At 51.9% G+C, this 12,009-nt stretch carries 14 protein-coding genes and 1 pseudogene; 3 read left to right on the forward strand and 12 right to left on the reverse strand.

Going from position 1 to position 12,009, the window contains the following annotated elements; genetic code table 11:
* Positions 1-23: 23 nt before the first annotated feature.
* The 11 genes from flgJ to EP25_RS0109195 all read right to left on the reverse strand — a co-directional run bounded on the left by flgJ (position 24) and on the right by EP25_RS0109195 (position 9,551).
* Entirely contained in the window at positions 24-1,004 is a 981-nt protein-coding gene (gene flgJ, locus EP25_RS0109135) for a flagellar assembly peptidoglycan hydrolase FlgJ (protein WP_031433585.1), read from the reverse strand.
* Positions 1,005-1,017: 13 nt separating this feature from the next.
* The gene (locus EP25_RS0109140; protein ID WP_031433586.1) at positions 1,018-2,115 is read right to left on the reverse strand and encodes a flagellar basal body P-ring protein FlgI; all 1,098 of its coding nucleotides are present in this window, start codon (positions 2,113-2,115) and stop codon (positions 1,018-1,020) included.
* 10 nt (positions 2,116-2,125) lie between these two features.
* Positions 2,126-2,797 (reverse strand): flagellar basal body L-ring protein FlgH, encoded by a 672-nt coding sequence (locus EP25_RS0109145; protein ID WP_031433587.1) that lies wholly within the window; start codon positions 2,795-2,797, stop codon positions 2,126-2,128.
* 14 nt (positions 2,798-2,811) lie between these two features.
* Positions 2,812-3,600: a flagellar basal-body rod protein FlgG gene (gene flgG, locus EP25_RS0109150; protein WP_031433588.1), complete on the reverse strand. Its 789-nt coding sequence runs from the start codon at positions 3,598-3,600 to the stop codon at positions 2,812-2,814.
* Between the two features lie 49 nt (positions 3,601-3,649).
* Entirely contained in the window at positions 3,650-4,390 is a 741-nt protein-coding gene (gene flgF / locus EP25_RS0109155) for a flagellar basal-body rod protein FlgF (protein WP_031433589.1), read from the reverse strand.
* 17 nt (positions 4,391-4,407) lie between these two features.
* The gene (flgE, locus tag EP25_RS0109160) at positions 4,408-5,736 is read right to left on the reverse strand and encodes a flagellar hook protein FlgE (protein WP_031433590.1); all 1,329 of its coding nucleotides are present in this window, start codon (positions 5,734-5,736) and stop codon (positions 4,408-4,410) included.
* A 14-nt stretch (positions 5,737-5,750) separates the two neighbouring features.
* Positions 5,751-6,425 carry a flagellar hook assembly protein FlgD gene (locus EP25_RS0109165; protein WP_031433591.1) on the reverse strand — a complete coding sequence of 225 codons (675 nt, stop codon included), beginning with the start codon at positions 6,423-6,425 and terminating at the stop codon, positions 5,751-5,753.
* A gap of 10 nt (positions 6,426-6,435) precedes the next feature.
* Positions 6,436-6,852, reverse strand: coding sequence for a flagellar basal body rod protein FlgC (gene flgC, locus EP25_RS0109170; RefSeq protein ID WP_031433592.1), 417 nt, complete (start codon positions 6,850-6,852; stop codon positions 6,436-6,438).
* A 2-nt stretch (positions 6,853-6,854) separates the two neighbouring features.
* The gene (gene flgB, locus EP25_RS0109175; protein WP_031433593.1) at positions 6,855-7,253 is read right to left on the reverse strand and encodes a flagellar basal body rod protein FlgB; all 399 of its coding nucleotides are present in this window, start codon (positions 7,251-7,253) and stop codon (positions 6,855-6,857) included.
* A 448-nt stretch (positions 7,254-7,701) separates the two neighbouring features.
* The gene (locus tag EP25_RS0109190) at positions 7,702-8,556 is read right to left on the reverse strand and encodes a CheR family methyltransferase (RefSeq protein WP_031433594.1); all 855 of its coding nucleotides are present in this window, start codon (positions 8,554-8,556) and stop codon (positions 7,702-7,704) included.
* Between the two features lie 59 nt (positions 8,557-8,615).
* Positions 8,616-9,551: a chemotaxis protein CheV gene (locus EP25_RS0109195; RefSeq protein WP_031433595.1), complete on the reverse strand. Its 936-nt coding sequence runs from the start codon at positions 9,549-9,551 to the stop codon at positions 8,616-8,618.
* A 282-nt stretch (positions 9,552-9,833) separates the two neighbouring features.
* Here EP25_RS0109195 and flgA point away from each other — a divergent pair, with 282 nt between their 5' ends.
* Entirely contained in the window at positions 9,834-10,559 is a 726-nt protein-coding gene (gene flgA, locus EP25_RS0109200) for a flagellar basal body P-ring formation chaperone FlgA (protein WP_051906505.1), read from the forward strand.
* A 41-nt stretch (positions 10,560-10,600) separates the two neighbouring features.
* Here flgA and tnpA read toward each other — a convergent pair.
* Positions 10,601-11,032 (reverse strand): annotated as a pseudogene (gene tnpA, locus EP25_RS0109210) (IS200/IS605 family transposase).
* A 155-nt stretch (positions 11,033-11,187) separates the two neighbouring features.
* Between tnpA and flgM the strand changes: the two are divergent.
* Both flgM and EP25_RS0109220 read left to right on the forward strand, forming a co-directional pair.
* Positions 11,188-11,493, forward strand: a complete 306-nt coding sequence (gene flgM, locus EP25_RS0109215; protein WP_031433597.1) for a flagellar biosynthesis anti-sigma factor FlgM — start codon at positions 11,188-11,190, stop codon at positions 11,491-11,493.
* 2 nt (positions 11,494-11,495) lie between these two features.
* Entirely contained in the window at positions 11,496-11,990 is a 495-nt protein-coding gene (locus EP25_RS0109220) for a flagella synthesis protein FlgN (RefSeq protein WP_031433598.1), read from the forward strand.
* The last annotated feature ends 19 nt before the right edge of the window (positions 11,991-12,009 follow it).

Raw genomic sequence — 12,009 nt, forward strand, 5'->3', positions numbered from 1 at the left:
CAGCGCCGCCCCAAAATATCGCGTCATTTCATCGCCACCACGTCGCTTCCGCCACCGATCGCCTGGCCATGGTAAATGCGCATCACCTTGGCGGCATACGTCGGATCGGTGGCATAACCGGCCCGTTGCAACTCATGCATATATCGTTCCGGGTTGCCCGCCATTTTCATGGCGTTAGCGTAGCGCGGATTGCCTTTGACGAAACGCACATAATCCTTGAAGCTGTCCCGATACGAATCGTAGGCCCTGAAAGCGGCCATTTCTTGCCGCCCGATGCCGTCGGCAAATTCAACCGTTTTATGACCGACTTGATTCCCCCGCCAAGATCGGTCCGCCTTGATATTGAACAAATTATGGCTACTGCTGCCGTCGGCATATTTCAGCACCGCCTTGCCCCAGCCGGTTTCCAACGCCGCCTGCGCCAGTAACACGCCGGCATCCACGCCCAGTTCGGACGCCGCCTGCTCGGCATAAGGTCGCAGGTGGGCGACGAATTGCGCTTGACTGGTTAGCGGCCGCTCATTGACATTCTTTACCGCCGCGTCCGATGTCGCTGAAGGGCCGCCGGCTTCCTCGACGGAGTCTACTGCGGAATTTACAGCGCTGATCGGAATTTGTTCAGATTGTTTCACGGGCGGCCTAACGGCCGGCGCAACCGAGCGGTTCAGATAATCCTCGACGTCCATCGACTCCTGCTGTTTTTGCTCTTTAGGGCTCAATTGCCTGGCAATCAGCTCGGCCAGCCCGATCCCCGGCTCGCCCGATAAATGAACGGCCAGTTGCTGATCGTACATATCTTGGTAGAACTCGCTTTGATCGTTATCCAACAAACCGTCGGACAATTTGGCCTGGCGCATGCTCTTCAGCACCATATTCAAAAACACCGATTCGAACTGCTTGGCGACTTCCTTGATCGCTTCGGGACTGTTGCTTTTGGCTTCTGTTTTCAATTTGGCCAGGCCGTTGAAATCTGTATAGACATCGGCATTGTGTGCATTCAACATCCCGTTCCCCCCCTTATATGACGATCAATTCCGCCCGCAATGCGCCGGCCGACTTCAAGGCTTCCAAGATGGCCACCAGATCGCTGGGTGCCGCGCCGACGTCGTTGACCGCTTTGACGATTTCATCCAACGATACGCCGGGATTGAACACGAACATGTGATTGGCCCCTTCCTCTTCGACACTGATTTCGGATTGCGACGTCACGACGGTCTGTCCGCGCGACAATGGCGCCGGTTGGCTGACCTGCGGCGTTTCGCTGATCGTCACTGTCAGGCTGCCGTGCGACACGGCGGCTGGCTGTACCCTGACCTTGCTGTTGATCACGACGGTGCCGGAGCGGGAATTAACAATCACACGGGCCGGCGCGTCATCGGGCAGCACTGTAATGTTTTCGATCATCGACGCGAAAATGACCCGTTGCGACGGATCGGCCGGCGCGCTGACCTTGACCGAAGTGCCGTCCAGCGCCCGCGCAGTATCCGGCCCCAACATTCGGTTGATGGCTTCCACCATGCGATTGGCGGTCGTGAAATCGGCATTATGCAAATTAAAAATCAGCGCATTGCCCTGCGTGAATGGCGTCGGTACGCTGCGTTCTACCGTCGCTCCGTTCGGAATGCGGCCCACCGTCGGATTGTTGACGGTAATCTTCGATCCGTCCCTGCCCGAAGCGCTGAGCCCCCCGACCACCAGGTTTCCCTGGGCCACGGCGTAAACTTTACCGTCCGCCCCCTTTAACGGGCTCATCAACAAGGTTCCGCCACGCAGGCTTTTGGCGTCGCCGATTGAGGACACGGTCACATCGATCGTCTGCCCCGGCTTGGCGAACGGCGGCAATTCGGCGCTGACCGCCACGGCCGCGATATTCTTGGCCTTGGGATTGACCCCTTGAGGCCAATTCATGCCCAACTGAGTCAACATATTGACCAAGCTTTGGCCGGTAAATTTAGTCTTATCTCCCAACTTCGGCAAACCGACCACCAAACCATAGCCGACCAGCTGGTTGCTGCGCACGCCGGCCACGGCGGCCAGATCCTTGATGCGTTCGGCCTGAACCGCCTCAGAGACCCAGATAAGACAACAGAGGAAAATAACGAATAACTTGTTCATCTCCAGCCCCCTAGAACGGAAACAGCGGACTCAGGAAAAAGCGCGCGAACCAGCCGATCTTGCCGGAATCCGACACCGAACCGTCGCCGGTATACATGATGGTCGGATCGGCCACCTTGGTCGACGGGATGGTATTGCTGACGGTGATATCCTGCGGCCTGACGATGCCGGACAAGCGAATATATTCGCTGCCGTCATTCATCGTCAGGCGCTTTTCACCGCGTATTTTCAGATTGCCGTTGGGCAACACATCGACCACCGTCACCGAAATATCGCCGGTCAGGCTGTTGCTTTGATTGGCCTCTCCTTCGCCGATGAATTCATGCGAGGAAGTCATACTGGTTTTCAGATCGTGGCCCAACAGTGCCTGGCTGGCAACCCCCCAAAGGGTCGGCGCGCTGACTGAGATGGAATTGTCCTTTGCAGCATTCTGATCGGCGATTTTTTGCGCCCGCGTCCGTTCGTTCAACGTCACGGTCAGAACATCGCCGACCCGTCTCGCGGCATGGTTTTCGAACAGTCGCATGTCGTAATTGACCTGATAAATAGCGCCGTTACTTTGTAGCGGCGGGCGCAAATCGGCCGGTTGCACCGGCGAGAAGTTCGGATCGCGTTTCGGCAGGGTATCGCAGCCGAACAAGCCAGCGACACACAACCACAATAAACAATTCCGGGTTTTCATCATCGCCTCCTAGTCTAGAGTTGCTGCGTGACGAAGGACAGCATCTGGTCGGTGGTCGAAATCGCCTTGGAATTCATTTCATAGGCCCGTTGCGTCTCGATCATATTGACCAGTTCTTCAACGACATTGACATTCGAGGTTTCCAATGAACCTTGCAACAAACTGCCGTATTCCTCCTCGCCGGGTATGCCTACGATCGGCGGGCCGCTGGCGACAGATTCCCGGAACAGGTTTTCGCCGATCGGTTCCAGCCCGGTCGGATTGACGAAATCGGCCAGCTCGATCTGGCCCAGCTGCGTCGGCGTCGGATTGTTGGGCTGCAACGCCGAGATCGTACCGTCGCGGCCGATGGTGATACTGATGGTATCGGCCGGGACGTTGATGGCAGGTTCCAATTCCAAGCCGCCGGAAGTCACGATCTGACCGTCGGAATTGAGTTTGAAGGAACCGTCGCGGGTGTAATTGATATCGCCGTTCGGCATCAGAATTTGAAAAAAACCGCGACCGCTGATCGCCACATCGAGCGAATTTTCCGTCTGTTGTATGTTGCCTTGGGTATGCAGTTTCTCGGTGGCCACCGTTCTGACCCCGGTACCCAATTGCAGGCCGGAAGGCAGTTCGGTGTTTTGCGTCGATTGCGCCCCGACCTGCCGGATATTCTGATAGACCAGATCCTCGAACAGTGGCCGCGACTTCTTGAAACCGGTGGTATTGACGTTGGCCAGGTTATTGGAAATAACCGCCATTCGTGTTTGCTGGGCATCCAAACCGGACTTGGCTACCCACAGTGCTCGTTCTGTCATATTGCCCTCCTGATGACAAATTTTCGTCTTATCAGAAAGACTGCATTTTTTATGCCATTTGCATCAACTTGGCGGTCACCGCCGCATTGTCATCGGCATTCTTCATGACTTTGGTTTGCAATTCGAAATTACGCGCCAGCTCGATCATATCCACCATTGCGGAGATCGCATTGACGTTACTGCCTTCCAAGGCTCCTTGGACCAATACGACATCGGCATCCGCCTCGGGCGGCCGGCCCTGATTCAAATACATCAACCCGTCATCGCGTTTTTCCAGATTAGCCAGGTTCGGATTGACCAGCTTGATCCGGTCGACCACGACCAGGGTGGCAGCATTTTGCCCCTGCGGCACGATACTGATAGTGCCGTCACGGCCTATGTCGATTTTATTGTAAGGCGGAATTGCAATCGGACCGTCCTGACCCAAGATTTGCTGGCCGGCGCCGTTCTGTAATTGCCCTTGCGGGGTCACGCGCAGATCGCCCGCACGCGTATACGCTTCGGTTCCGCCTTTGCCTTGAACGGCCAGCCAGCCGTCCCCCTTGACCGCGACATCCAAGTCGCGTCCGGTGGTCTGCATCGGTCCGACGCTCAAATCGGAGCCCGGCCGCTCGGTCATCGCATACACCCGGGTCGGATAACCCGGCCCGAACACAGGCATGGCGCGGAATTGCTCGAAATCCTGCTTGAAACCGGTGGTTTGGGTATTGGCCAGATTATTGGCGTTGGCCGTTTGCGCCAGCAACGTCTGCTTGGCGCCGCTCATCGCGATATAAAGACTGCGGTCCATAGCCGTTCCCCACTCGGTTAAATATTCAGAATGGTCTGCATGATGGTGTTTTCGGTGGTGATCGTCTGGGCATTGGCCTGATAGGCCTGTTGCGCGACGATCAAGTTGACCAATTGCGCAGCTATTTCAACGTTGGACGCCTCCAACGATCCCGATTGAATCAAACCGAAATTGTTGGCACCGGGTTCGCCCGCCACCGGCTCGCCGGAATCGGCACTTTGTCCCCAGGTCGTGTCACCCAGCTTGGACAAACCTTGCGGATTGGCAAAACGGGTCAAGGCGACCTGTCCCAATGTTCTGGAACCGCCGTTGCTGAAGCGGGCGAAAATAACCCCCTCGTCATCGATATCGATACCGGTCAACTGACCGGCCGGCAGGCCGTTTTGCGTCAGGGTATTGACGCTGAATTTTTGGTTGAATTGCGTGGAACCGGCATAGCTCAAATTATCGATATTTATTGGATTCGCTCCTGTCGCGGGCGAAATATTATAAGGTTGTAAATCAACCAACCCATCAACGACCCCCGCATTATTAGCCGGTGTCAATAAATTTCCTACCGGGTCGAACGTCAACGTCGCATAGTCACTACCCGAACCATCATCCGGTGGAACAAGCGTACCATCGATATAGTGATAGACATCCCAGGTGGGTTCATCACTGCCATTACTATCGTTATCGATATTTCCTCGGTAAGCAAAGTAGGCCGTCATAATGTGCGGACTGCCGAAGGAATCGTATACCGTCACGGAGGTTTGATAAGAATACTGGTCGCTATTTTCCGGATCGAACGTATCAGTTGGAGCGGGTCTGGTAATGGGCGTTGCCTCAGAATCCAGATTGACCGTCAAATCGATCCGATCGGTCGGATTGGGTTGTCCGGAAATGGTGTTGATTTGTATCGTTTGCAAAACCCCGGTACTGAAACCATCCGCGATTTCAGTGCCATTCGGCCTATACGCCAGCAAAGCCTGGCCCTGGTTGTTAACGATATAGCCGTCCTTGTCCAATTTAAACTCGCCGGCCCGGCTATAGACCCGGTCGTTGATATCGTTCGGACTGGAGCTGGCGGCTAGGGCGAAAAAACCTTCGCCGCTGATCGCCAGGTCCAAATTATTATCGGTGAATTGCAGATTGCCTTGGTTGAACTGCTGGGCGACATTGGCCACCCGCACCCCGGCTCCGGGCGTGATCGAACTGACGCCGCCCAAGCTGGCCGCATAGACGTCGGCAAACTCGGAACGCGATTTTTTAAATCCCGTGGTATTGGCGTTGGCGATATTATTGCCGGTCACCGCCAGATTGTTGGATGCGGCATTCAGTCCGCTTAATGCTGTCGTAAAAGCCATTTCACACCTGCCTGTTATAGAATCTGTTTGATCTGATTGAAATTAATCGGCCCCAGCCCCGCCAGGTTGACCTGCAAGCCGTGGTTGCCGTTCGCCATCGTCACGCTTTCGACTTGCGACTTGATCTGGGTCTGCAGCACGGTGTTTTCGCCGTCGAGGTTGGCCTCCACCTGCACCTTATAAAGCCCCGGGTCGGCAAAATCTCCGTTGCCGGTCATGCCGTCCCATTCAAACGCCACATCGCCAGCGGCCTGGTTGCCGAGATCGATACTCCTGACCACCTCGCCGCTCAAGGCATCGATAAATTTGAGGTTAACGTTGGCGCTGGACGCCGGCAGTTCGAAACTACCGCTGAGGGTGCCGCCGGCACCCAACAAACCTTCGCTGGTCGGCGCGGAGACATACCTGCCGACTAAGGAAGCGGCTTGCAAAGCTTGGTCGGAACTGATCGAGTTGGCGAAATCCTTGAACGAGGCCTGCAAATCCTGAATTCCGGAAACGGTGCTGAACTGTGCCATCTGCCCCAAAAATTCGCCGTTTTCCATCGGCTTGAGCGGGTCCTGATGGGTCAACTGGGTGGTCAGTAATTCCAAAAACTGCTCCTGTTGCAGACTTTGGTTCTCTTTTTTCGCTTTCTCAACCGTCGACAGGCCCAGTTCCCGAAATGTATCCAATGCGTTAACAGCCATCATTCACCTCCTATTGTCCCATGCGCAAGGTCTGCAACATCAGATCCTTGGCGGTATTGAGCACTTCGACATTGTTCTGATAGGAACGCGACGCCGACATCATATTGGTCATTTCCTCCACCGTATTGACATTGGGCTTATAGATATAGCCCGCCTTGTCCGCCATGGGATGATTGGGAGCGTATTCCATCACCGGCGGCGCCTGGCTTTCCACCACGCCCAGCACATTGACCCCGCCGGCCGCGTTATTTTTTTCCATGATGTTGCGCAATTCGGCGGCAAACACCGGCTGCCTGGACTTATAGACTTGATCGATACTGCTGCTGACACTGTTGGCATTGGAAATATTACTGGCCACCAGATTCAGCCGTAACGATTGGGCATTCATGCCGCTGCCGGCGATGTCGAATATTTTCATCGAAGACATGGTTATTCTCCTCTTATAGCCGTCATGAGCCCGGAAAACTTGCTGTTGATGAAACGCAAGCTAGCCTGGTACTGCAACGCGTTTTCCGCATATTTGGCCTGCTCGATTTGCGACTCCACGGTATTGCCGTCCAATGAAGCATGCTGCGGATTACGGTACATCATCGTCGCGCCGAGCAACTGTTTATCCGGCGCCATATGTCCGGCCTGAGTGCGCTCCATTGATTGAGCCTCGAGCGTATTGCGGGTATTTTCCAATACCGCTTTGAAATCCAAATCGCGCGCCTTGTAATTAGGCGTATCGGCATTGGCCAGATTTGCCGCCAACAATTCACTGCGTTTTTCCCGCAACATTAAGGCCTGGGGATGGATCCCCAAGGCTTGATCGAAATTGATAGCCATAATTACCACCTTTGTTTCTGTCAAAAAACAATAAGCAGTTTATGTACCAGAAATGATTTTTTGTTGATTTCTAACGGAATTAACAGAGGAAACGGTAATTGCAAGCCAATCACAGCGTTGGAAACTTCTCAACAATTCAAGAAGTTGATAAAAGATTGCCGCCATTCAAGGCAAAGCGGCAAAAATTCGCCGCCGGCCTATTCTCATGATAATGGGCTTGGTTTAAAAAACCATGGCGTCAAGAATTCGTCGTTTAGGTTATTTTGCGCCTAATTAAGGAAGGCGATTGCAGCTTTAGCCGGAGGAAAAAGTGTAACCTCCTTTATAACTAATCAGTTAAATTCGAAGAGAAAATCACCATGACTATCAGTGATTTGCGAAAAGGGACGTATTTTTGGCATCTTCCGAAACAAGCAACCGATAGAAAAGTAGTTTTTATGCTGGATAGTTAGCCCACTTTTTTAAAATAACGCACGCCACCCTTCACCGGCTCGAATTCCTTTAAGCCGACCGGCATGGATTCGGTAGTGCTGAGAAACAGATAACCGCCAGGCTCCAACGCACCGGCCATGCGCCGCAGTATGTCGCGCTTTACATCATCGGAGAAATAAATCAGTACGTTACGGCAAAATATCACATCGAAACGCCCCAATACCGAGAAAGGCTTCAGCAGGTTGAACTGCTGAAAGCGCACGCGCTGATTGATTTCAGGCTTTACCCGGTAGCCTTCATGCATTTTCAGAAAAAAACGCTGCCTGTCCATCGGCTCGATTCCCCGGGATAAAGCCAGTTCTGAATACACGGCATTTTGGGCTTCCAATAACACCGATTCGGAAATATCGGTGCCGATGATCTGAATATTCCGTCCTCTTCCGACCGAACGCACAACATCTTCCGCGCACATGCTGATCGAATAAGGTTCCTGACCGGTCGAACAGGCCGCCGACCAGATTTTAATCGTCCCCGTTTTCTGATTTAACAATTCAGGCAAGACGGATTGGCTGAGCACGGTGAACTGCATATTGTCACGAAACCAAAACGTCTCATTGGTCGTCATCGCGTCTATCACCGCGCTTCTAATTTGCCGAGCCGCCCCCAACGGCGATTGCAATGCCGAAACCAGATCGGCAAACGAGGCTAAATCGAATTTTTTCAGTAACGGCGACAATCTGTTTTGCACCAAATACTGCTTGTTTTCACCCAGAACGATCCCCGAGGATCGATTTAAAAAGTCACGAATCGCTTGATAATCGGCACCAGATACGACGGCCTTTTTGTTGGTTTGCGAGGTCTTGGCCAACATGCCTTAGTCACCGCGAAAACATACTGAAAAAGCGCTACCAGGCAAAACCCAAAAACCGTTCATTGCGCACACTGCTCATGATGGCGTTTCAACTGCTTTTGCACCGTCAACACCAATTCATCCGGATCGAATTTTGCCAAAAACTCATTGGCTCCCACTTTCTGCACCATGGCAGTATTGAAAACGCCGCTTAACGACGTATGCAAAATCAAATAGACATCCCTCATCCGCGACTCATTTTTGATCTTGGTCGCCAGGGTATAACCGTCCATGCGCGGCATTTCCACATCGGAAATGATCATGCTGTAATAATCCGAAATGTCGATTCCTTGCTGAAGCAAATCGTTTAAATGCTCCCAGGCCTCCATCCCATCCTTGAAAATTGAACACGTCACACCCACTTGATCGCAGACTTTTTTGATCTGATTCCTCGCCACCATGGAGTCATCCACCACCATGACATGATCGCCTCTCCCTTTAAAGTCGGCATCGATCAGCTCGTTCGAGGCCTCCTCCCTGGCCCCCATCACTTCCTTCATGACCTTTTCCACATCGATCACTTCGATCAATTCCTTTTCAAACTCAGTCACCGCCGTTAAATACCCCCCTCTTCCAGCGCCTTTTGGCGGCGCCTTAACGGCATCCCACCCGATATTGATAATTCGATCGACCGAATTGACCAAGAACCCCTGGGTAGCTCGATTATATTCGGTGACGATCACATAGGAGCCTGTTTCCCGGTTTAACGACGGCAAGCCGATCGCCATCGAAAGGTCCAGGACCGGAATGGTTTTGCCGCGTAGATGAGCCACGCCACAAATCACGGAATGCGACCTCGGAATTTGAGTCAATGCTGGACATTGAATAACTTCCTGAACCTTAAAAACGTTAATGCCAAAACGTTGACGGCTGTGTAACTTAAACAGCAATAATTCGAATCTGTTATGTCCGGCTAATTTGGTTCGCTGATCGACGCCTTCCAATACCCCAGCCATAAAAACCTCTCATGTTCGTCATTGCAATGACTCTGCATACTACGATAAACAACTCAAGCCAGCAGTCTTTGCTCTTTATTAATTATAAGGAAGCTCTCACTCAATAAATCCGTCCTGGATGTCTCAGTGCGTCCCTGTACTCCAGGCAATGCCGAATTAATCAGCATTACACTAAAACAAACTTTTTAAAGTATAACGACTTTCCGCTGTTTTACTTTAGAAATTTAGTTGGCCCAATTTCTGCATCGGAAAAAAGCAAGAGACTAAATTTTGACAGACGCCATGTATTCAATACGTCCACACCGCATTTTTCTATTACTACTGCTCTGTAGCTACAACGGTTATGCTTCGACACAATCGATCGCCTCGATACAAGGCGCTATAAGCCGTTTTATCAACGCCGAGTTCAAGGAGACCAAGGAGTTCGAAGTCAGTGTGTCGTCATTAGATCCGCGTTTACAATTACCTGCATGTCCGCAAACGCTGCAGGTATTCAGCCAAAGCGGATCGCTGAGGGCCGGCGCAAATTCAATCGGCATTCATTGTGACGGCGACAAAAAATGGACTATTTTTACGGTCGCGCAAATCAAGGCCTATAAGAAAGTATTGGTACTGTCGCAGCCGCTGCGTCGTGGCGCCATCCTCGGCAAACGCCATTTAACCATAAAATCGCGCGACATCGCCGATCTCCGCCAGGGCTATCTAACCGCTCCGGAGTACATAATCGGTCAGCAAGCCAAACGCAATCTTGCCTCCGGCACCGTAATTAACAGCACTCATTTCGTCGAGCCCAAGCTGGTCAAAAGGGGGGAAAAAGTCACCATTCAAGCGACATCACCCTATTTCAGCATCAGCATGACCGGAATCGCGCTGATGGACGGAAGCAAAGGGCAACCTATCCGGGTTAAAAACATCAAATCGAAACGTATTATTCAAGCCACGGTGATCGACCCCGGCTTGGTTTCGGTTACTAAACAACCACCCGCTCAAGCGGGTGGGTTCCAATAACGGACTGAAAGTCCGGATACGCGTCGACTAAACGACGCGTCTTAGTCGGGCTCCATCTTGAAATTATCGTTTGGATTAGGTTCAAAGTGATGCTCCAAATATTGCTTTATCATCTCATCAGTCATTTGCCCCACTGTGGCGCAAAAATAACCGCGGGCTCAAAAATGTCGACCCCAATATCGCTTTTTCAAGTGCGGGAACTCTTCGAACAGATAGCTCGAAGTTCGTCCCTTGATTCGCCTCATGATTTCGCTTGGGGCCATAGTCGGCGGCGCACTCACCAAAATGTGCACATGATCTTTGCTCACGACACCTTTGATAATCCGTATCTCAAAGGCTTCGCATGTCTGCCGCACCAAGTCTCTCACTCGTTCGGCTATTTCATCCTTCAGCACTTTATAACGATACTTCGTAACCCAAACAAAATGATACTCAATTTGGTAAACCGTATGGCTGCCGTATCTATAGTCCATCGCCACCTCCTTGGGCAAATTATCGCAGCTAAAGCTGACCGGCTAAAGCCGGTGGTTTAAACCTTATGATGGATAATTAAAATGTTTAATTGGATTAAAGTTTTTGCTTACAATGCCGCTTACAAAAACAGATAAATAGAGACAGGACATTCGACATGGCTATTAATCCAGTTACCGGCAAAGTGAATAATGGGGGGACGCCTCCTATTGCCACGGGCAAAAAACAACAAATGGAGAACACCGGCAAGATTGACAGTAACCCAACGCCGCCTCAAGTCGATGTTACCGCTATCACCGAAAACATAAAACAAGCATTCGAGTCGGCTAACTCAACATCGGTAGTGAATTTAGACAAAGTCAAGGAGGTGAAGGAAGCTTTACGCAACGGCCAATATCAAATCAATGCCGAAAGCATCGCTGAAAAAATGTTGGAATTAGACCGCCATCTGGACAGTACATAACTATGATTAACAAAACCTACCCCATCACCGAAAAATTGTTAGACAAAGGCCTGGAATTGAGTCTCAAGTTATACGATTTGCTCACGCGGGAACAGGGGGTGTTAAAAAAACGCCTGCCTGCCGAAGAACTCGCGCGAATCGCCAACGACAAGAAGGACACTATCATACGGTTAGAACAATTCAGCAAGCAATTGATACAGGTCCTGGCCACCGAGAACCTGTCACTGCATCAGCAGGACATGGCAAAATACTTCCAAACCGCGCTCAACGCCGGCTTCACGATAGATAAAGCCGCCAATCAATGGCAGCAGATCACCTCGGTCGGCAAAAAATGCCAAGCATTGAACGAACAAAATGGCGCGGCTATCCATCTCCTGACTCGCCACAACCATCGCCTGATGGAAATTCTCCGCGGACAACCGCAAACGGCGACGACATACGGCCCGGACGGCGCCACTCGCGGAGCACGTTTGTCCCAGCCGCTGGTTTCGGTTTAGCGATAGCAACTGAATCCGT

The organism is Methylomarinum vadi, assembly GCF_000733935.1.
GTDB classification, from domain to species: Bacteria; Pseudomonadota; Gammaproteobacteria; order Methylococcales; family Methylomonadaceae; genus Methylomarinum; species Methylomarinum vadi.

Excerpts from the sequence above, each read along its gene's own strand:
- flgC (WP_031433592.1), bottom strand. The coding sequence starts at position 6,852 with ATGTCTTCGATGAAAATATTCGACATCGCCGGCAGCGGCATGAATGCC.
- flgG (WP_031433588.1), bottom strand. The coding sequence starts at position 3,600 with ATGACAGAACGAGCACTGTGGGTAGCCAAGTCCGGTTTGGATGCCCAG.
- EP25_RS0109195 (WP_031433595.1), bottom strand. The coding sequence starts at position 9,551 with ATGGCTGGGGTATTGGAAGGCGTCGATCAGCGAACCAAATTAGCCGGA.
- flgE (WP_031433590.1), bottom strand. The coding sequence starts at position 5,736 with ATGGCTTTTACGACAGCATTAAGCGGACTGAATGCCGCATCCAACAAT.
- EP25_RS0109165 (WP_031433591.1), bottom strand. The coding sequence starts at position 6,425 with ATGGCTGTTAACGCATTGGATACATTTCGGGAACTGGGCCTGTCGACG.
- flgB (WP_031433593.1), bottom strand. The coding sequence starts at position 7,253 with ATGGCTATCAATTTCGATCAAGCCTTGGGGATCCATCCCCAGGCCTTA.
- EP25_RS0109190 (WP_031433594.1), bottom strand. The coding sequence starts at position 8,556 with ATGTTGGCCAAGACCTCGCAAACCAACAAAAAGGCCGTCGTATCTGGT.
- flgM (WP_031433597.1), top strand. The coding sequence starts at position 11,188 with ATGGCTATTAATCCAGTTACCGGCAAAGTGAATAATGGGGGGACGCCT.
- EP25_RS0109140 (WP_031433586.1), bottom strand. The coding sequence starts at position 2,115 with ATGAACAAGTTATTCGTTATTTTCCTCTGTTGTCTTATCTGGGTCTCT.
- flgF (WP_031433589.1), bottom strand. The coding sequence starts at position 4,390 with ATGGACCGCAGTCTTTATATCGCGATGAGCGGCGCCAAGCAGACGTTG.
- flgJ (WP_031433585.1), bottom strand. The coding sequence starts at position 1,004 with ATGTTGAATGCACACAATGCCGATGTCTATACAGATTTCAACGGCCTG.
- flgA (WP_051906505.1), top strand. The coding sequence starts at position 9,834 with ATGTATTCAATACGTCCACACCGCATTTTTCTATTACTACTGCTCTGT.
- EP25_RS0109220 (WP_031433598.1), top strand. The coding sequence starts at position 11,496 with ATGATTAACAAAACCTACCCCATCACCGAAAAATTGTTAGACAAAGGC.
- EP25_RS0109145 (WP_031433587.1), bottom strand. The coding sequence starts at position 2,797 with ATGAAAACCCGGAATTGTTTATTGTGGTTGTGTGTCGCTGGCTTGTTC.